This is a genomic window from Limosilactobacillus gorillae (assembly GCF_001293735.1).
In the GTDB taxonomy this organism is placed as follows: Bacteria; Bacillota; Bacilli; order Lactobacillales; family Lactobacillaceae; genus Limosilactobacillus; species Limosilactobacillus gorillae.
The window spans coordinates 1-20,217 of sequence record NZ_BCAH01000044.1 but is presented as its reverse complement, the minus strand read 5'-3'; the positions used below and the strand labels follow the sequence as shown (position 1 = coordinate 20,217).

Genomic DNA, 20,217 nt, shown 5'->3' with positions numbered 1-20,217 from the left:
GGGAAAAGGAGGCAATGGACAATGGAAGTAACTGTTGGCTTAACCACCTGGAGCGAACACGCCAGCCTAATTGATAATGTCCGTAAAAAGACGACCTTAAAGGAGTATGGCCAGCACTTCCCGGTTGTAGAGGTTGATACTTTCTTTTACGCCTTGCCCCAACTTGCAACCGTTCAGAAGTGGCTTGTCGACGTTGACCCTCGCTTTCAATTTATCGTTAAGGCTCACCAGTCAATGACTGGTCACCACGAGGTTGTCGGGGGGCCCGAGGCAGTATTTGAAAAGTTCAAGCAAGTGATTGCCCCCTTGGTGGCCACAGGTCAACTCAAGACGGTGCTCTTTCAGTTTCCGCCCTACTTTGATGCCCGGACGGAAAGTATTGAGTACCTACACCGGGTCCGGGCATTGATGGGAACCATGCCGGTAGCCATTGAGTTGCGCAACCGTTCCTGGTACCAACCAGGTGTGGGTGATGCACTGGTTAATTATTGCAGGGACCTTAATTTGACCTTAGTGGCCGCTGATGAACCCCACCAAGGCCCCGGGGGCGTGCCCTTTTTCCTAACGACAACCACCAAAAATTTGACCATGATTCGTCTTCACGGGCGGAATCAAGCCGGTTGGCAGACCGCCGGTAAGGACTGGCGAAAAAAGCGGACCCTGTATCGCTATTCGGCAGAGGAACTAGCCGACCTGGCCCGGGTAATCAAGGATCAAAATCCGGCGCCCCTAGAAACCTGTGTTATCTTTAACAATAACTCCGGGGGCGATGCCGCTGATAACGCCCTCGCCTTAAGTAAATTAATGGGCTTACACTTCACTGGGGTCACCAAGAAGGATCCCACCCAACTTGAACTCTTTTGAAGTCACGTGGTTTTGCACCAGTTTGGTTCGAAATCAACGTGGCTTTTTGCTATACTGGAAGTTAACGAAAAAACGATTATTGGAAAAGAGGTCCCGCTGTATGGCTGAAAAATCAACCTACTACATCACAACACCAATCTACTATCCATCTGGACGACTTCACATCGGTAACTCCTACACCACGGTTGCCTGTGACGCGGAGGCCCGCTTCAAGCGGCTTAGTGGCTACGACGTGTTCTTTTTAACCGGGACGGACGAACATGGGTTAAAGATTGAACAAAAGGCTGCAGAACTAGGCAAGGATCCGCAAGCCTACGTCGATGAAATGGCGGCTGGCATCAAGGAACTATGGAAGAAGCTCGAAATCACGAACGACAAGTTCATCCGTACGACCGACGATGACCATGAATTAGCCGTTCAAAAGATCTTCCAACGACTTCTCGATCAGGGGGATATCTACAAGGGTGAGTACGTGGGGTGGTACTCGGTCGATGATGAAGAGTACTTCACCGAAAGCCAGCTCAAGGAAGTCTTCAAGGACGATGATGGCAAGGTCATCGGTGGGGTTGCCCCGTCCGGTCATGAGGTTCAGCTGGTCAAGGAAGAATCCTACTTCTTTAAGATGAGTAAGTACGCTGACTGGCTGATGGATTATTACAAGGCCCACCCGGACTTCATTCAACCGGCTTCCCGGATGAACGAAATGATCAAGAATTTCTTGGAACCGGGCTTAGAGGACCTAGCCGTTACCCGGACCTCCTTTAAGTGGGGAGTTAAAGTACCAAACGACCCGAACCACGTTATTTACGTGTGGATCGATGCATTGTCCAACTATATCACCGCGTTGGGCTACGGCAGCGATAATGACGCGCTCTTCAAGAAGTTCTGGCCGGCTGACGTCCACATGGTCGGGAAAGAGATTGTTCGCTTCCACACTATTTACTGGCCGATCATGCTCCACGCCTTAGGGCTACCGTTGCCAAAGCATGTTATTGGCCACGGCTGGCTGACGATGAAGGAAGGTAAGATGTCCAAGTCCAAGGGGAACGTGGTCTACCCAGAAACTCTGGTTGACCGTTACGGCTTGGACGCTACCCGTTACTACCTCTTACGGGCAATGCCGTTTGGAAATGACGGGGTCTTTTCACCGGAAGACTTCGTTGAGAAGGTCAATTACGACCTGGCAAACGACCTGGGGAACCTCTTAAACCGGACGGTGGCGATGGTCAACAAGTACCAAGACGGCAAGCTAGCGGGCCAAGTGGCAGCCGAAACTGACTTTGATACCGATCTAGAAGAAGTCGCTCAACAAGCTCTGACGGAATACCGCCAGCTGATGGACCAGACCCGCTTTGCCGACGCCTTAGGAGCGATCTGGAAGCTGATTTCCCGAGCTAACAAGTATATTGACGAAACTGAACCGTGGGTACTGGCAAAGGACGAAGAAAAGGCGGTTGTCTTGGAAAATGTCTTGACTCACCTAGCCAAGTCTCTACGGATGGTGGCGGCCATGTTGCAACCAATTATGCCGGTGGCCCCAAAGGAAATCATGGCTCAGCTCGGCCTACCAGTTGAGGACATCTCCTTGACTAACCTCGACTTCAATGATTTCCCAGCCGAAGTAACGGTTGTTAAAAAGGGAACGCCAATCTTCCCGCGGCGCGATATGGGAGAGGAAATTGACTTCATTAAGTCTCAAATGAGCGCTAACGAAAAGCAGAAGGGACGCAAGGCCATGGAAGCGGCCAAGAAGAACAGTGTGGAACCCTTAAAGGATGAAATCCAGTTTGACGACTTTGATAAGGCCGACTTGCGGGTGGGTCTGATCAAGGAGGCCGGTAAGGTAAAGGGTGCTGACAAGTTGCTTAAGTTCGTCATCGATGATGGCATGGGCGGGCGCCAAATCCTGTCTGGAATTGCCCAGTGGTATCCAGAACCAGAAGCTTTAGTTGGCAAGAAGGTTATTTTTGTAGCCAACCTAAGTCCACGCAAGCTCCGTGGCGAGATCAGCCAGGGGATGCTCCTGTCTTCCGAGTTAAACGGTCAGGTTCAACTGGTGCTGGTACCGGATAGCCTGGAAGTAGGTTCAACGGTCTGCTAAGATGGTGACCATTTACGATTCGCACACCCACCTAAACGATGAGGCCTTTTACGGGGACGTGGCGGCCTTTTTAGCCCGGGCAAAGCACCTGGGGGTCGAAGAAATGAACATGGTGGGTTCTAACACCCTCTTGAATAAGCGGGCCCTAAAGCTGGCTGAAAAGTACCCGAATCTGCACGCCGTAATTGGTTGGCATCCCGAGGATCTGGGCAAGGTTATTACAAGCGACTGGCATCAGTTAGAGGCCAACTTGGCCCGCCCGGAGGTGGTTGGAGTTGGCGAGATCGGCTTAGACTTTGTCAATGGAATTACGGATCGAAGCACCCAGGTGGCAGCCTTTGAGCGTCAGATTGCGATGGCGAATAATCTTCACTTACCAGTGGTGATCCACTGCCGTGAGGCACTTGATGAAACCTATCAGGTTCTAAAGAAGACGCCTGCCACGTTTGGTGGGGTGATGCACTCCTTTAGCGGGGACGGGGAATGGGCTAAAAAGTTTTTGGCCCTGGGCTTCGACCTTTCATTTAGCGGGGTGGTCTCCTTTAACAAGGCAACCGAAGTTCACGAGGCAGCTAAGGCGACCCCGCTAGATCGGATGATGGTTGAAACCGATGCGCCCTATCTAACCCCGGTTCCCTACCGCGGTAAGCAAAACGAGCCGGCCTACACCTACTATGTGGTTCAGGCCCTGGCCAAGCTCTTGGAGCTACCGGAACATTTGGTGGCTAACGCGACCTACCAGACTGCCGTACGTCGATTCTTGAAAGGAAATAATGGACAAGATTAAAGAAGTAATTGTGGTGGAGGGCAAAGATGATACCAAGCAGGTGCAGCGTGCGGTGGCCGCCGACACCTTTGAAACAAACGGCTCCGCCCTTTCGCCAAAGGCAATTGAACAGATCAAAAAACTCCAGGAAAGCCGGGGGGTGATCGTCTTCACCGATCCCGATTTCAACGGGGAGCGGCTTCGTAAGATGATTGACCAGGCGGTCCCCGGGGTTAAGCACGCCTTCATCCGGCGTGACCAAGGGGTGCCAACTGAGGCCCATGGAAGCCTTGGTGTCGAACACGCCAGTCAGGCGGTGATCAAGGCGGCCCTACAAAACGTCTATACGACAACGCCGGTCAAGCAGGCGGTCTTCACTAATCAGGATTTAATCCAGGCCGGGTTGGCTGGCGGTCCAGTGGCTAAGTATCGCCGTCAGCGATTCGGGGAGATCCTGGGGATTGGCTATGGCAACGCCAAGCAGCTCTTAAAGCGCCTCGACCTCTTCGGGATTACCCAAGAAGACTTTGATCGCGCAGTTGCACAACTCAATCAGGAAGGAACAACGCATGAGTAAGCAAATTGGGAGTCCGTCCCGGACCCGCACGATTATGAATCAGTACGGGATCCATGCTAAGAAGGGGTTTGGCCAAAACTTCTTGACTAACCCTGACGTCTTGAGCGGGATTGTCCGGGCCGCCAAGATTACCAAGGATGATAACGTAATTGAAATCGGTCCCGGGATCGGTGCTTTGACAGAAAAGCTAGCCCAGGCCGCCGGGCAAGTAGTAGCCCTGGAAATCGATGAGAGTCTTCTGCCGGTTTTAGACGATGTCTTATCGCCATATGATAACGTCACCGTTTTAAACCGGGACGTCTTAAAGACCAACCTAGCTGAATTAGTGCAGACGGCCTTTGAGGATCCTACCAAGCCGGTTAAGGTGGTAGCTAACCTGCCGTATTACATCACCAGCCCGATCTTATTTTCCCTCTTGGCCAGTCAAGTGGAGTGGGCTGCTGTTTGCGTGATGATGCAAAAGGAGGTTGCCGACCGGTTAGTCGCCAAGCCGGGGACGAAGGACTACGGGGCACTGACCCTGGCCATCGACTACCGTATGGACGTCAAGGTCGCCTTTGCAGTATCGCGTAAGTCCTTTGTACCAGCACCAAACGTCGACTCCGCTATCGTTTTGTTGACCCAGAAAAAGGCCCCCTTGCCCGTAGCTCCCTTTAACGATGACCGACTCTTTGGCCTTGTGAGGGGCTGCTTTGCCCACCGGCGTAAGAGCCTGTGGAATAACCTAAAAACGATCGTTGGTAAGGACAAGGAGCGTCTTGAAAGGGTTCGGTTGGTCTTAGACCAGTTGGGCATTGATGCCCAGACTCGACCGGAGCGCCTAAGCCTAGTTGAGTTCATTAACTTAACCAATGCCATGCATGATCAGGGACTGCTGTAAAGAAAATACCGTAGAAAGCCATGCATCTGGTAATGTTTGATGGGGCATCATGGTTGGACTATGTATGTGGAGCCAAAAGGGGCTGTGACTATTTGTCACAGCCCCTTTTGCGTCAGTTAACGAGAATTAGTATAATTAAGGACAAACTAAGTCAAGAAGGGGGAATGTGGGATGATTGTGACGGAAAAGGCACCGGCTAAAATTAACTTGGCGCTTGACACACCAATGCGTTACTTGGACGGTCTGCCGCGTTGGAACATGGTGATGAGTGCGGTCGACCTGGCCGATTACGTCACTGTGGAGGTCCACCACCGACCACAGACGATTAAGGTCTACACCAACAGCGGTTTTTTACCCAACGACCAACGAAACCTGGCCTACCAGGCAGCCCATATTTTAAAGACCCGCTTTCACCAGACTGACGGAGTAACGATCCGAATCAAAAAAAAGATTCCGGTGGCCGCCGGCTTAGGTGGAGGGTCTTCGGATGCCGCAGCGGTTTTACGGGCCCTAAACCAGGCCTGGCGCCTGGGCTTATCCTTGGATGAGCTGGCTCGCTTATCTTTAGCAATTGATTCGGACGTTCCCTTTTGCGTTTATTCCCGAACGGCCCACGTGACTGGTCACGGTGAGATTGTGGAGCTCCTACCGGCTTTTCCGCATTATTGGGTGGTGATTGCTAAGCCCAAATTATCGGTATCAACACCGGTAATCTTGCGCCAGATCAATTATGAAGAACTGGTTCATCCGCAAACGGACCAACTGGTGGCGGCAATCAAGGAGGGAAGGTTTCAGGATAGCTTTCAGTACATGGGGAACGCCCTGGAGGCGGTGACCATTAAGGTCCACCCGGAGATTGCCCACCTAAAGGCGCAGATGCAAAAGCTGGGCGCCGATGTTACTCAGATGAGCGGAACCGGCCCTAGTGTCTTTGCTCTTTGCCACGCCGAGTCACGGGCCAAGCGGATTTATAACAGCCTGCGTGGCTTTTGCCCGGAGGTTTATCAGGTAGTTCTATTGTAGAATGGGGCCCAATTTAATCGGGGCGTTATAGGTTTACTAAAAACTAATTTTTGGAAAAAGGGCTTGCTAAGTTGGCTAAGAGCATGTATGATTTCTCAGTCTTAATCGTAAGAATTACGATTTAACCAAAATTAAGACTGGAGGATTTTGTGATGAAGCGAAAATACTGGGGAATTGGGGCTATCGTGGCTGCCCTGATCGTGATTTTTGGTTTGATGGTAACGGGATGGAGCCCATCTAAATCGAACCAAAAGCCGATCCGGGTGGTTACCAGCCTCAATTTTTATGGTGAAGTAGCCAAGGCGGTCGCTGGAGACCACGGAACGGTGACCTCCTTCATCAACAGTTCAGCTGTCGACCCGCACGAGTACCAGCCAACGACCAAGCAGGCCAAGCAGGTCGCCAACGCCAATGTGGCGATTGAAAACGGCCTGGGCTACGATACTTGGATGACGAAGATGGTCAAGGCTGACAGTAAAAATAAGATCACCCTGATTAACGTCGGAGAAGAAGTGGCCAAGAAAAAGGACGGGGACAATGAACACGTTTGGTACCGGCCAGCAACGATGAGTGACTTAGCAACCACCTTGGCAAAACAATTTAGCAAGATCGATCCTGATCACAAGGCGGACTATGAAAAGAACGCCAGGGCCTACCAAGCTAAATTAAGGAAGCTTGATAAGATCATTAATCAGGCCAAGCAAAACGTTGGCGATAACCGTCTGGTTGACGTAAGCGAACCAGTCTTTGATTACGCACTGAACAACCTTGGTTACCAAGTTAATGACCAGCACTTTGAAAAAGCAATTGAAGATGATAGCGATCCGTCACCAAAGGACGTCAAACAGGTCCAAGATGATATCGTTAACCACCGGATTGCCTTCTTCGTTAACAACAGCCAAGAAAGCAGTAAGACGGTTGAGAACCTGGTTAAGTTAGCCAAGGAAAATAACGTTCCAGTCTTAAACGTTACTGAATCTAAACCAGACGGTGAGGATTATGTTTCGTGGATGACCAAGCAATACCAAGCCTTGCTTAAGATCCAACGAGGTGAATAATGATCCCAATTTTAAACGTCGAAAACTTAACATTAGCTTATGGCGATAAAGAAGTCATAACGGGCTTAAACTTTCAGGTTAACCAGGGCGACTTTTTAGTCGTTGTAGGGGAAAACGGGGTCGGGAAGACGACCATGGTCCGTGCGCTTTTAGGGCAGCTTAAACCCCGGCAGGGTCAGATTAAAATGCCGTCTAGCGTTAAAATCGGCTATGTTCCTCAGTTCCGCAACTTAGATAGTGAGTATCCCCTGTCGATCCGTGATTTTGTGGCCTTAAACCTACCGACCAGCCGGCTGCCGTGGCTGAGTCGGGATGAGCGGCAAAAGATTGACCAAATTGTTGCTGCTACTGACTTAACCCGGATCGCCGAACGTCCCTTGGGAATGGCCTCGGGGGGCGAAAAACAGCGGGCCTACCTTGCCCAGGCGCTGGTGGCTGATCCGCAATTGCTGATCTTAGATGAGTCGACGGCCAGCCTGGATAACGAGATGAAGTATGAACTGCTCGATCTAGTCGAGGACTTCCGTTCTAAGGGGCGTGCGGTCCTCTTCGTTACTCACGACTGGGACCTGGCTCACCACTATGGGACCCGTTACCTGCACCTAGCGGCGGGACGGGCTACAAGTGGTCCGATTAGTGAACTATCGGCCATCGAGGAGGAAGAATAATGTTTGAACTGTCTTTTATGCGTTACGCCTTTGTTGCCTCAACCTTTATTGCGGTTGTGTCCGGGGTGATCGGGGTCTTCGTCGTCGCCCGACGGATATCGTTTCTGACCCATACCTTATCGGAAATCGGCTTTGCCGGGGCCTCCTTTGCCGTCTTTGCCGGATGGCAGGCTCTAAACGGGATGCTATTGTTCACCATACTTTCCTCGGTGATGGTGGGACAAATGAGTATCAAGGAATCGAGGCGCGAGGCCGTAATTTCGGCGGTGTCAGCGCTCTTTATTGGGTTGGGAATCCTCTTCTTATCCCTGTCCAATCAAACCGCTAGCTCGGCAACTAGCATTCTCTTTGGTTCGGTGGTCGGGATTTCTAAGCAGGAGGTCTGGCAGCTGGTTATGCTATCGCTCCTTGTTTTAGTGGTGGTCTTTTGCATGTACCGATTCCTGAAGTTTGATTCCTTTGATCCGGTTGGTGCCCGTGTTAATGGGGTCAACGGAACGGTTGTCTCGGTAATCTTTTTAATTCTGGTCGCTCTTTCAGTATCTGTGGCTGCCCAGATTGTGGGGTCCCTTTTGATCTTCATTCTTTTGACCCTACCGGCTGCGGCCGCAAAATATTATGCAACCGGAACGGCCAAAATGATTGGTCTATCAATTCTATTTGCCCTTTTAGGGACCTGGTTGGGTCTTTACCTTGGCTACATTACTAACTGGCCAATTTCCTTTTTCATTGCCGTGATTGAGGTTGTGATCTATATCAGTGCCCTTTACTATCATCATCAAACGAGTGCCTAGGTAAAAGCCATTCCGAACCATGTTCGGAATGGCTTTTTTGATTTTTCGGATAAATCGTTAAACGTCTGGCTAAAATTATGAAAAATTAGGCAAAAGACGAACAATTATGGTATCATGGCAAGGTAAATTACATGGGAACAACTAAAGTCAGCTGGTCAGATTGATCAGCGTCAAGTAAAGAGGTAAAAAGATGAAAGTAAGACGTAGTAACCGGCTGGTCGATATGACCCGCTACCTGCTCGAACACCCCCGTGAACTAGTTTCCTTAAAGTTCTTTGGGGAGCGCTATGGGTCTGCTAAGTCCTCGATTTCAGAGGACCTGAGCATTATCCGGACCACCCTAGAAGATTGGGGGGTCGGCCGCTTGGAAACCCTGCCGGGGGCATCAGGCGGGGCCCGGTTAACGCCGCTTTACTCTGAGGATAATGCGACCAAGGTGATTGAACAGCTCGTGGAAGCCGTTGATGATGACTCCCGTCTCTTACCGGGGGGCTACGTCTACTTATCCGACCTGCTGGGGCGTCCGGAGATCCTGCGCGAGGTGGGGCGCCTGGTGGCAACCCAATACGTTGATAAGGACGTTGACGTAGTCATGACCGTAGAAACTAAGGGGATTCCGATTGCTCAAAGCGTGGCAATGTACTTGAATAAGCCCTTTGTGATCGTACGTAATTCTTCGCACATCACGGAAGGTTCTACCGTATCGGTGAACTATGTATCCGGGTCTTCACAGCGGATCAAGAAGATGGAGCTTTCTAGAAGAACCCTAAAGGAAGGAGCCAATGTAGTAATCGTTGATGATTTCTTGAAGGGCGGCGGAACGTTAAACGGGATGCAATCACTGATCAACGAATTTGGTGCCCACTTGATCGGGATGACCGTTTTTGCAGAGGGTCAATTCTCCGGCCAACGTCTGGTGGAAGACTGTACCTCCCTGATTAAAGTTACAGCCGAAGATGGGGTTAACCAAAAGATCAGTGCTCAGCCGGGGAACTACCTGGCCAAGGTATTTAGGGATGAAAACTAACGAAAGGAACTGCAGACAACATGGTAAATAAGAACGCAATTATTCTGGCGGCTGGAAAGGGAACCCGGATGAAGTCCAAGCTTCACAAGGTCTTACACCAGGTTTGTGGAAAGACGATGGTTGAACATGTTTTGACCCAGCTTCAAGAGGCTAAGATTGAAAACATCGTGACCGTGGTTGGTTATGAAGCTGACACCGTTAAGGATGCCCTAGGTAGCCAGGTCCACTACGCCCTGCAAAAGCAACAGCTGGGGACTGGGCATGCGGTAATGCAGACCGAAGACCTCCTAGGTGATTTAGACGGGGAAACGTTGGTTGTTTCTGGGGATACCCCGTTGTTTACGGCAGCCACTTTTAACCACCTTTGCCAATACCATGAGCAGCGTCACGCGGCCGTGACGATCTTAACATCGAATGCTCCGGATCCAACGGGTTACGGACGAATTGTGCGTAACGAGGTTGGGATTGTTGAACGGATCGTGGAACAAAAGGATGCTAGCGTCGAAGAGCAGGCCATTCACGAAATCAACACCGGGGTTTACTGCTTTGACAACCGTAAGCTGTTCGCAGCGTTAAAGAAGATTACTAACAACAACGCTCAGGGTGAATACTACCTGACCGATGTTATTAGTATTCTAAAAGAAGATAACGAAATCGTAACTGCTTATCAGATGGAAGATTTTGACGAATCGATGGGGGTTAACGATCGGGTGGCTTTGGCTCGGGCAACTAAGATCATGCAAAACCGGATCAACACCCAACTGATGAAGGATGGGGTGACCCTAGTTGATCCAGCCACCACTTACATTGATGCTGATGTCCAAATTGGTCAAGACACGGTGATTGAAGGGGGCGTTGTGATCAAGGGACGGACCGTGATTGGTGCTGACTGCTTGATTGGGGCGGGTTCCCGTATCGAAAACAGCATCCTTCACGACGACGTGACAATTATGTCATCGGCGTTGGAACAAGCTGAGGTGCACTCTGGAGCTGATGTGGGGCCAAATAGCCACCTACGTCCAAAGGCAGAGTTGGGTGAAAACGTCCACGTTGGGAACTTCTGTGAGGTCAAAAAGGCCTATATCGGAGCCGGGACCAAGGTGGGACACCTTACCTATATTGGTGATGCCACCCTGGGTAAAAACATCAACGTTGGCTGTGGGGTAGTCTTTGTCAACTACGACGGGACCAATAAGCATCACACTACCGTTGGCGACCACGCCTTCATTGGTTCTAACTCCAACATTGTGGCGCCGGTTAATATCGCGGCCGACTCCTTTGTGGCGGCTGGCTCAACAATCACCGATAGTATCAAACAATTTGATATGGCGATCGCCCGCGCCCGGCAGGTCAATAAGCCGGACTACGCTAAAAAACTCCCTTGGTAAGAGCTTGCTTTTTAAGGGCGAAATAACTATCATAAAAAGTGATAGATTAAGATCTTTACGATATCGGAGGACCTAATGAAAGAACGTTATTTTGACCCTAAATTGAAGATTTTTTCCCTCAGTTCAAACCGACCGTTGGCAGAAAAAATCGCGGAGCACGTCGGGGTCGAACTGGGAAAACTTTCCGTCGATCGATTCAGTGACGGCGAAATTCAAATTAACATTGAAGAGAGTATTCGGGGCGATAACGTCTACGTAATCCAATCGACTTCCGCACCGGTCAACGACAACTTAATGGAACTTTTGATCTTGGTTGATGCCCTGCGCCGGGCTAGCGCCAACACAATCAACGTGGTATTACCGTACTATGGCTATGCCCGCCAAGACCGGAAGGCCCGTTCTCGTGAACCGATCACGGCTAAGCTGGTGGCTAACATGCTTCAAAACTCCGGGGTTAACCGGGTGGTAGCCTTAGACCTCCACGCGGCCCAGATCCAAGGATTCTTTGACATCCCAGTTGACCACCTGATGGGGGCACCGCTTTTAGCGGACTACTTTATCCGTGAAGGGGTAAGTGAAAAGGCAGTTGTTGTTTCTCCCGACCATGGTGGGGTGACCCGGGCCCGGGCCCTGGCTGAATTCCTGAAGGCCCCGATTGCCATTATCGATAAGCGGCGGCCGAAGGCGAACGTTGCCCAAATCATGAACATCATTGGGGATGTGAAGGGCAAGAAGTGCATCATGATCGACGATATGATTGACACGGCCGGGACGATTAGTAAAGGTTCCCAAGCCCTGATTGATGCCGGAGCTGAGGAAGTTTACGCTTCTTGTACCCACGCTGTTTTGTCTGGTCCAGCCATCGAACGCCTGGCGAACTCCCCACTCAAGGAAGTGGTGGTAACTGACACGATTTGCCTACCAGAAGAAAAACAAATTGCCAAGATTAAGCAGGTTTCAGTGGCACCGTTAATCGCTGACGCTATTAAGCGGATCAATGAGAACCGTGCTGTTAGTCCCTTGTTTAATAACCGGTTTAAGCAAGAAAATCTTGAAAAATAAATTAAGTAAAGGGGCGTGGTGTTGTTAACCACCGCCCCTTTGTTTTACCATCACCATGCTAGCTGGGGTGAAGAATGGTATAATGTGAAAAGATAAAGGAGGAAAAAAGATGAACACAAGCTTTTTTAAGAAGGCAATGGTTGGCACCGCTGCGTTGGCAACGGTTTTTACCCTTGCCGCCTGTGGTAGCAAGGGAGCCAACTCTTCGTCCAGCAGTTCAACGAATGAGAGCTCCTCTACCAGTTCTAAAAAGACGGTGACGGCCGCTGATAAGGTCGCTGCTGCCGAAAAGTTGATTAAGCAAGGGAAGTACCAGGCCGCACTCGATGAAGTCAATAACGTAGCGAAGTCAACGAGTGAAAGCCGGGCCCTTGCCGCGGACCTTCAAAACTACATTGCAGCCAAAAAGGCCTACGACAACGGTAATTACGACCAGGCCTTGACAAACTTGAATACGGCTTCGTCAGATTCACAGGCAATTAAGGCGGCATACAAGAACCTTCGGACTAAGATTGCGGCGGCTGAATCAAGCTCTTCTTCAACGAGCTCCACGCAATCCTCCACATCATCGACTGGTTCATCAAGTACCGCTACGACTTCTACCAGTAGCTCAGCTACAAATGCAGCGGTGGCCCAAAGTACCAGTGAAGATGTGATTGACGCTTTTGCCACTAAGATGGGATTCAACCAACAGGGTTACGGGATCATTCCGGTTGAAAAGAACGGGAATGTTTACCGCTTTGAGGTTCGGCAAAACAACCAGGATAACACGGTTGCTAATATGATTGGGATTTATGAATATAACTCTTCGACGGGTAGCGTAACTAAGATTTCTTAATTATTAATTTGAGATATTACATGTAAAAAGCACCGGATCAAGACGCAGGCCTTGATCCGGTGCTTTTAGTTGGTAGTTAGTTAAAGGCGAATTTGGTAACGGCTTCGGCCACCCCGTCGTGGTTATTATCAGCAACTAATTCATCAGCCTGCTGAAGCGTGGACGGAATTGAGTTACCCATGGCAACCCCGACACCGGCGTAGGTGATCATTGATTCATCGTTTTGGGCGTTTCCAATCGCCATTATCTCGGTCTGGGGGATCCCCAGTTTTTGACCTAAGGAGGCTAGGGCTGCCCCCTTGCTAGCGGATGGGTTAACGAATTCCAAGTAGTAGGGCTCGGAGCGGACGATGTTAAAAGAACGTTTCAGAGGCGCCGTGGCCTTGGATAAGAAATTATCGAGGATGGTGGGGTCATCAATAAGCATCAGCTTGGAGACCACTAACTGATCCCTAATCATTGCCAACTGGTCAATTGACCGGTAGAAGATGGGCAAAGAAACCAGGTTAGACTCACGGACGGCATAGGGGCTGATATTTTGGTTTAAAACGTACATGGTGTCGGCAGTTTCAGCCAATATGTGAATGTTGGCCTTTAGGGCAGCCGCCGATAGGTCAACCATCTTTTCAAAGGGGAGGGTGAACTGGGAAATTACCATCCCGGAGGTCGTTTGGGCCAGGGCGCCGTTAAAGGAGATCACGTATTGGTCATCACGATTATTAAGACCGAGCTGATCCAGGTACTGGTGGACCCCGGTCATGGGCCGGCCAGTACAAAGGACCACCTTGATTCCCTTAGCAGTGGCTTCTTGTAGGGTCGCCTTGGTCTTTTCGGTGATTTCTAAGTGGTCGTTAATAAGGGTACCGTCAATATCAATGGCAATTAATTTAATGGGCATAATACTCCTCCGTTATTCTGGAATAATGATGTGGTTGTTAGAAATGTAGTGTTGAAATTCCTGGTAGATGGGTTCAAAAATCTCGATATTGTCGTGTTCAACCAGCATCTCCTTTGGAAAGAAAAAACGCTTATCACCGGCTTCACGGCCGGAAATAGAGGCCACAAGGGTTGAAACCTCAGTTAGTTCGATAAGTTCACCGTTGGGTTGAATTAACTCGATTTGGGACTGTGGCTTGCTACTCTGGGGATGGTAGGTATCGTAAGGGAGTTTATACGATGAGTTAGTGGCCGTGTAATACTCACTGTTAAAGCCTGCCGTAGCGATCAGGTCTCTAAGCTTGTCTAGCATGCCCCCCGTTTTGTGGTCGTACAGGGCCGATTTGAAAGGGCGCCGGTTTAAAAAGCGCCGGGCCAAATCGGTTAAGATATCATCGCCAGACTTGGTCCAGTGGATGAAGTAGGTTGATAAGACTCCGTCATCTAAGGAAAGGTAGTCGTCTAGCGAGAAGCGGTTGTTGAAGAAGGGCATCAGCATATGCGGAGTAAAGGTCGGTTTGTAGTCGTTGGGGTGTTGGTAGAGGTACTTAGCCCGCTTCAAAAGGTGGTCCAAGATGACCTCCATGGAACGAGAAACCGGGTGAAAGTAAATCTGTAAGTACATCTGGAGTCGGGAGATAATGTAATCTTCAACGGCGTGCATACCGGAGATCTCAAAGGCGATCCCGTCATTGATGGGCCGCATCACCTGTAGGACCCGGTCGAGATCGAACTTACCGTAATTGGTGCCGGTGTAGTAGGCGTCGCGTTGTAGGTAATCCATCCGGTCAGCGTCAACCTGGCTGGAGATCATTTGGACCACCTGCTGATTTTGGTAGCTATGGTCGATGACGCTAGCGACCTGGCTGGGGAAGTCCGGGGCTACCCGGGCCAGGATCCTTTGGATGTTGGTGGTCGGGGTGGTGATCAGGCGGCGGGTAATTTCCTCGTGGTCGGTGTGGAAAATGTGTTCAAAGGTATGTGAATACGGGCCGTGACCGAGGTCATGCAAGAGGGCCGCACATAAGACGACTGGGCGCTCATGATCATCCCATAATCCATCGCCGGGATGGTTGGTGGGGTAGTTACGCTGGAAGTGATTACACATTCGCCGCGCGATTTCGTACACTCCCAGACAGTGGCCAAACCGAGAATGCTCAGCACCGTGAAAGGTCAGTGAGCTGGTTCCAAGCTGCTTGATCCGCCGGAGTCGCTGGAATTCAGGGGTATTAATGAGGTCGAGAATAATCTGATTATCAACAATTATCGTTCCCAGGATTGGATCACGAAAGGTCTTCTCCTTGGGGAGTGCTTCATCTTGAAATGTCATAGATTCCTCCCTTAATGCCATTGCTAATGCCTCCATTATACATGATCTAGTCAGATAAGTTACCCATTAGGTGACGGTAGCAACAAGAACTGTTAAGATAAGGATGAAAGGAAGGGCACTATGAGTGAAGTAATACCAGTCCGGGTCTTTTTAGCGACCCAAATGGTCCAGGACGGCCAAGAAGAACGCTATTCGTTTGAAGAAGATGGGCAGTTAGTGACGCTTAAAAATGGCCAGCGCTACTTACGTTACACCGAACACCAGGCGGGACAGGTTACCCCCGTTCAATTCCGGCTGGGAACGGGCGCTGTGCAGTTAACCCGTAACGGCCAGGTCAAAACAAGGTTAACTTTTGATAAGGAAACCACCACCACTAGCCGTTATCGCACCCCCTACGGGATCATTCAGATGACAGTGACGACCGATGAATTATTGGCGGAATTAAACTGGCCCAACGCCAGTGGCAGCCTCCACTTAGCTTACCGCTTAACAACCGGTGACCAGGTGGTGGGAAATTACCAAATTGAATTGCGGTTTGAAGCGTGATATGATACTATGTAGTTTAGACTTTTTGAAGGGATGTGCACCAATTTGGATTTAAAGGTTTTCGATGGCCAGGAAAAATCAGAACTTTCAATGATCGAAGTGGCTCACGCAATCTTAGATTACCATAACGAGGCAATGGCGTTTGCCGACTTGACCAACGAGATTCAACAATACCTTGGTAAGAGTGACGAGGAAATTCGGGAACGACTCTCGCAATTTTACACGGACCTGAACGTCGATGGTAGCTTTATTTCCCTTGGTGATAACACCTGGGGCCTGCGTGCCTGGTACCCGTACGAATCGATTGACGAAGCTACGGTTGGTGAAACCGAAGACGAAGAAGATCGACCAAAGAAGCGTCGTCGTAAAGTTAACGCCTTCTTGGCGGGGACTGATGATGACGATGACGTGATCGATTACGATAACGACGATCCAGAAGATGAAGATCTGGATGACGACACCAGTGCTGAAGATGACGACGATTACGAAGATGATGACTACGATGAAGATAACCCCGTTGAAGACGATGACGAGGATACCAACATCGAAGATCAACTGTCCGAACTCCACGGAAGCGAATTCGATGACGAGGATGAGGAAGAAGACGACGAGGAGTAATTGATCCAACAATTACCTTGACTAATGATGGTCGTTTTCGTATTATTTTACTTGGGCTCCCAATGAATTGGGACACTGAGTTTTAAAATGAACGGCTCCCTGTTTCACGTGAAATAGGGGGCCGTTTTTGTTGTAACCGCGGCATGTGTAAAGGAGAGAGCATGATGACGAAGTATATTTTTGTAACTGGTGGGGTTGTTTCTTCCTTGGGAAAGGGAATTGTGGCAGCTTCATTAGGACGGCTGTTAAAGAACCGGGGATTAAAGATCGCCATCCAAAAGTTTGACCCCTACATCAACGTAGACCCGGGGACGATGAGCCCATACCAGCACGGGGAAGTTTTCGTTACTAATGATGGGACCGAAACCGACCTGGACCTTGGTCACTATGAACGCTTCATTGACAATGACTTGAACAAGTACTCAAACGTTACGACCGGGAAAATTTACTCTGAGGTTTTACGTAAGGAACGGCGTGGGGACTACTTAGGTCGGACCGTACAAGTAATTCCGCACATCACCAACATGATTAAAGAAAAGATTCGCCGGGCTGGTGAATCGACTGGCGCCGAAGTTGTGATCACTGAAATTGGGGGAACGGTAGGTGACATTGAATCCCAACCGTTCATGGAAGCAATCCGGCAGATGAAAAAAGAGGCCGGTGAAGAGAATGTCTTATACATCCACACCACGTTAGTTCCGTACCTAAAGGCGGCCGGGGAAATGAAGACCAAGCCAACGCAGCACTCTGTTCGTGAGTTACGGGGGTTAGGAATCCAGCCAAATATCCTGGTGGTTCGTACCGAAGAACCAATCACCGATGACATGCGAACCAAGATCGCCCTTTTCTGTGACGTAGAACCAAAGGCGGTTGTTGAATCAATGGACGCCAAGAACCTTTACGAAGTACCTTTAAACTTGCAAAAGCAAGGGATGGACCAACTGGTGGTTGATCACTTTGGCTTAGACGTTCCAAAGGCTGATATGGGTGCGTGGACTGAGATGGTCGACCACGTTACAAATGGCTTAACTAAGACGGTTAAAATCGCCATGGTTGGTAAATACACTGACTTACAAGATGCCTACATCTCCGTCAACGAATCACTCCGGCATGCTGGTTACCCGGTTGACGCCAAGGTTGAAATTGACCACTTCAATGCTGAAAACATCACCGAAGAAAATATTGAAGAAACCCTGAAGGATTACGATGGGATTTTAGTTCCAGGTGGGTTTGGGAGCCGGGGAATTGAAGGAATGATTACGGCAATTAAGTATGCCCGTGAACAAGACGTGCCATACATGGGGATCTGCTTGGGAATGCAGGTGGCCTGCATCGAATACGCCCGCAACGTCTTGGGCTACAAAGATGCTAACTCAACCGAATTTGATCCGGATACTAAACACAACATCATTGACCTGATGGCTGACCAAGAGGATGTTGAAGACATGGGGGGAACCCAACGTTTAGGGGCGTACCAATGTCAATTAAAGCCGGGTTCTGTGGCGGCCGCTGCATACGGCAACCAGGACATGATTTCCGAACGTCACCGGCACCGTTACGAATTTAACAACGCCTTCCGTAAGGAAATGGAAGAACGGGGCCTGGTTGTATCCGGGGTCAATCCAGATCGGAACCTGGTAGAAGTTGTTGAATTACCGGAAAACAAATTCTTTGTGGCCGCCCAGTACCACCCAGAATTCCTTTCCCGACCAAACCGGCCAGAGGGATTATTCGCTGCCTTTGTGAAGGCCGCAGCAATGGACTAGCCCATTGACGCTTAAAAGACGAATAATTTCCCGGGAAAAGGCCCGGGTGGTGTAAAGTAAAGCCGAAAATGGTGGCAAGTAAAATGGTTAAGAATCCCGGGAAATGCTTGTAATTTAGGGCTGGTTTCATTATCATGAGTATTGACTGTTTTAACGCCAAAACGGTCCTAATCAAATGAAATGAAATGTTTAAAAGCGAGGATACCTAATCATGAAAAAAATGATCATTCAAGGAGGGAACCGACTCTCGGGCGAAGTAACGATCGGTGGTGCTAAGAATAGTACGGTCGCACTCATTCCATCGGCGATCCTAGCCGATACTCCCGTCCAGTTCGATACTGTGCCGGACATCCTGGATGTTCACAATCTTATGATTATCTTAGAGTCAATGAACGTACGCTCCTCTTTCAAGCACGGGGTGTTAGACATTGATCCAACTCAGATTATTGAAGCCGAACTGCCTAGCAAGGCCATCAAGAGCTTGCGGGCATCATATTACTTTATGGGAGCGTTACTCGGCCGCTTCCACCGGGCAACCTTAACCTTCCCGGGGGGCGATAACATCGGCCCCCGGCCAATCGATCAACACTTAAAGGCCTTTGAAGCCCTGGGTGCTTCTGTGAGTGAAAACAACGGAACTGTGCACTTAGAAGCGCCAAACGGCCTACATGGGGCACGGATCTTCATGGACATGGTGTCCGTGGGGGCAACGATCAACGCCATCTTGGCGGCGGTTCGTGCCGAAGGGGTGACGGTTATTGAGAATGCCGCCCGGGAACCAGAGATTGTGGACCTTGCCACCTTTTTGAATAACATGGGCGCTCAGATCCGCGGGGTCGGAACTGACGTGATTCGGATTACGGGGGTTAACTCCCTGCAATCAATGAACACGCATACGATCATCGCCGACCGGATTGAATCAGGAACTTACCTTTCCTTGGCAGCTGCTATGGGGGACGGGGTGATGATTAATAACGTCATCCCGGAACACTTGGAAGCTTACACGAGCAAGCTGATTGAGATGGGGGTTGACTTAAAGATCGACTCCGATAAGATCTTTGTTCCAAAGGCTGGCAAGTTAACGGACATTCACGTTAAGACGATGCCGTACCCAGGTTTTGCCACCGACTTGCAACAGCCACTGACGCCGTTGATGGCCAAGGCTGATGGGGTAAGTACAGTGGTTGACACGATCTACCCAAAGCGGGTTAAGCACATCCCAGAACTGCAAAAGATGGGGATGAAGATCACGGCTGGCGACGGTCGAATCACGATCGAGCATACTGACCACCTCACCGGAGCCGATGTTAAGGCCGGTGAAATCCGGGCCGGAGCCTCCTTGATGATCGCTGGGTTAATGGCTGATGGACAGACCGTCATTCATAATGCCGATAACATTTTACGAGGTTACGACCGGATTGTGTGGAAGCTAAATCGTTTGAATGCTGACGTCCGCATCGAAGACGATGATGACTAGGTTGCTTTTTGGCCAAGCACGTGTTATTCTGTTAGGGTTATTGAAATAACTATGTTTCAGGCAATGATTCATGGCAAAAGGAGCGTATTAAAGTTATGAAGCAAGGAATTCACCCAGATTACCACTTAGTAGTCTTTGAAGATTCAGCAACTGGTTACAAGTTTATCTCTGGTTCAACGGCTACCTCCAAGGAAACTGTTGAATGGGAAGATGGTAACGAATACCCGCTTATTCGGGTTGAAGTTACTTCTGACTCCCACCCGTTCTACACTGGGAAGCAAAAGTTTACCCAGGCCGACGGGGCAGTCGACAAGTTCAACAAGAAGTACGGTTTCAAGTAAACCAAACCTTCGTTCAAAAAGCGTCTCACTTCGGTGGGGCGTTTTTTTTAATTAAGAGGCGCCCTTTGGCTGGTCGAAAAAAGACAACGCAACGTGGCCTAAAAGCTGACAAAGCTTTAGGATCATTCATTGATATGCTGGATACCCGTCACTTTAG

The 20,217-nt window shown here is 49.8% G+C and carries 20 protein-coding genes; 18 read left to right on the top strand and 2 right to left on the bottom strand.

Going from position 1 to position 20,217, the window contains the following annotated elements:
* Window positions 1-21: 21 nt before the first annotated feature.
* From AOQ57_RS07270 to AOQ57_RS07210, 13 genes are all read left to right on the top strand, one after another.
* Window positions 22-864, top strand: a complete 843-nt coding sequence (locus AOQ57_RS07270; protein ID WP_093626638.1) for a DUF72 domain-containing protein — start codon at window positions 22-24, stop codon at window positions 862-864.
* Window positions 865-910: 46 nt separating this feature from the next.
* Window positions 911-2,965 carry a methionine--tRNA ligase gene (gene metG, locus AOQ57_RS07265; protein WP_268871492.1) on the top strand — a complete coding sequence of 685 codons (2,055 nt, stop codon included), beginning with the start codon at window positions 911-913 and terminating at the stop codon, window positions 2,963-2,965.
* Window position 2,966: 1 nt separating this feature from the next.
* Window positions 2,967-3,752, top strand: coding sequence for a TatD family hydrolase (locus AOQ57_RS07260; RefSeq protein ID WP_093626634.1), 786 nt, complete (start codon window positions 2,967-2,969; stop codon window positions 3,750-3,752).
* Window positions 3,739-4,308, top strand: a complete 570-nt coding sequence (gene rnmV / locus AOQ57_RS07255) for a ribonuclease M5 (RefSeq protein ID WP_093626632.1) — start codon at window positions 3,739-3,741, stop codon at window positions 4,306-4,308. The genes AOQ57_RS07260 and rnmV overlap by 14 nt, the downstream gene beginning before the upstream one ends.
* On the top strand, window positions 4,301-5,188 hold the full coding sequence (gene rsmA / locus AOQ57_RS07250; protein WP_093626630.1) for a 16S rRNA (adenine(1518)-N(6)/adenine(1519)-N(6))-dimethyltransferase RsmA: 888 nt from the start codon (window positions 4,301-4,303) through the stop codon (window positions 5,186-5,188). The genes rnmV and rsmA overlap by 8 nt, the downstream gene beginning before the upstream one ends.
* A 171-nt stretch (window positions 5,189-5,359) precedes the next feature.
* Window positions 5,360-6,211, top strand: a complete 852-nt coding sequence (gene ispE, locus AOQ57_RS07245) for a 4-(cytidine 5'-diphospho)-2-C-methyl-D-erythritol kinase (protein ID WP_093626628.1) — start codon at window positions 5,360-5,362, stop codon at window positions 6,209-6,211.
* Window positions 6,212-6,363: 152 nt separating this feature from the next.
* A complete protein-coding gene (locus AOQ57_RS07240) occupies window positions 6,364-7,269 on the top strand; it encodes a metal ABC transporter solute-binding protein, Zn/Mn family (RefSeq protein WP_093626626.1) in 906 nt (301 codons plus the stop codon).
* A 2-nt stretch (window positions 7,270-7,271) separates the two neighbouring features.
* Window positions 7,272-7,937 (top strand): ABC transporter ATP-binding protein, encoded by a 666-nt coding sequence (locus AOQ57_RS07235; protein ID WP_167336642.1) that lies wholly within the window; start codon window positions 7,272-7,274, stop codon window positions 7,935-7,937.
* Window positions 7,937-8,731, top strand: coding sequence for a metal ABC transporter permease (locus AOQ57_RS07230; RefSeq protein WP_093626622.1), 795 nt, complete (start codon window positions 7,937-7,939; stop codon window positions 8,729-8,731). Before AOQ57_RS07235 ends, AOQ57_RS07230 begins: the two co-directional genes overlap by 1 nt.
* Window positions 8,732-8,921: 190 nt before the next feature.
* Window positions 8,922-9,758 (top strand): pur operon repressor, encoded by an 837-nt coding sequence (gene purR / locus AOQ57_RS07225; protein WP_093626620.1) that lies wholly within the window; start codon window positions 8,922-8,924, stop codon window positions 9,756-9,758.
* A gap of 20 nt (window positions 9,759-9,778) precedes the next feature.
* Entirely contained in the window at window positions 9,779-11,146 is a 1,368-nt protein-coding gene (gene glmU, locus AOQ57_RS07220) for a bifunctional UDP-N-acetylglucosamine diphosphorylase/glucosamine-1-phosphate N-acetyltransferase GlmU (RefSeq protein ID WP_093626618.1), read from the top strand.
* A gap of 75 nt (window positions 11,147-11,221) precedes the next feature.
* The gene (locus AOQ57_RS07215; RefSeq protein WP_093626616.1) at window positions 11,222-12,208 is read left to right on the top strand and encodes a ribose-phosphate diphosphokinase; all 987 of its coding nucleotides are present in this window, start codon (window positions 11,222-11,224) and stop codon (window positions 12,206-12,208) included.
* A gap of 109 nt (window positions 12,209-12,317) precedes the next feature.
* A complete protein-coding gene (locus AOQ57_RS07210; protein WP_093626615.1) occupies window positions 12,318-13,046 on the top strand; it encodes a hypothetical protein in 729 nt (242 codons plus the stop codon).
* Window positions 13,047-13,122: 76 nt separating this feature from the next.
* Here the strand turns inward: AOQ57_RS07210 and AOQ57_RS07205 are convergent, their stop codons facing one another.
* The gene (locus tag AOQ57_RS07205; RefSeq protein ID WP_093626613.1) at window positions 13,123-13,944 is read right to left on the bottom strand and encodes a Cof-type HAD-IIB family hydrolase; all 822 of its coding nucleotides are present in this window, start codon (window positions 13,942-13,944) and stop codon (window positions 13,123-13,125) included.
* A 12-nt stretch (window positions 13,945-13,956) separates the two neighbouring features.
* Window positions 13,957-15,312 carry an HD domain-containing protein gene (locus AOQ57_RS07200; protein WP_093626611.1) on the bottom strand — a complete coding sequence of 452 codons (1,356 nt, stop codon included), beginning with the start codon at window positions 15,310-15,312 and terminating at the stop codon, window positions 13,957-13,959.
* Between the two features lie 120 nt (window positions 15,313-15,432).
* On the opposite strand from AOQ57_RS07200, the gene AOQ57_RS07195 reads away from it, so the two are divergent.
* The 5 genes from AOQ57_RS07195 (at window position 15,433) to AOQ57_RS07175 (ending at window position 20,060) form a co-directional block, all read left to right on the top strand.
* Complete coding sequence (locus AOQ57_RS07195) at window positions 15,433-15,858, top strand: YwiB family protein (protein ID WP_093626609.1); 426 nt, start codon at window positions 15,433-15,435, stop codon at window positions 15,856-15,858.
* Window positions 15,859-15,903: 45 nt separating this feature from the next.
* Complete coding sequence (rpoE, locus tag AOQ57_RS07190; protein WP_174498202.1) at window positions 15,904-16,476, top strand: DNA-directed RNA polymerase subunit delta; 573 nt, start codon at window positions 15,904-15,906, stop codon at window positions 16,474-16,476.
* Window positions 16,477-16,640: 164 nt separating this feature from the next.
* Complete coding sequence (pyrG, locus tag AOQ57_RS07185) at window positions 16,641-18,242, top strand: CTP synthase (protein WP_093626606.1); 1,602 nt, start codon at window positions 16,641-16,643, stop codon at window positions 18,240-18,242.
* Between the two features lie 211 nt (window positions 18,243-18,453).
* The gene (gene murA / locus AOQ57_RS07180) at window positions 18,454-19,719 is read left to right on the top strand and encodes a UDP-N-acetylglucosamine 1-carboxyvinyltransferase (RefSeq protein ID WP_093626604.1); all 1,266 of its coding nucleotides are present in this window, start codon (window positions 18,454-18,456) and stop codon (window positions 19,717-19,719) included.
* Between the two features lie 95 nt (window positions 19,720-19,814).
* Window positions 19,815-20,060, top strand: coding sequence for a type B 50S ribosomal protein L31 (locus AOQ57_RS07175; protein WP_093626602.1), 246 nt, complete (start codon window positions 19,815-19,817; stop codon window positions 20,058-20,060).
* Window positions 20,061-20,217 lie beyond the last annotated feature (157 nt).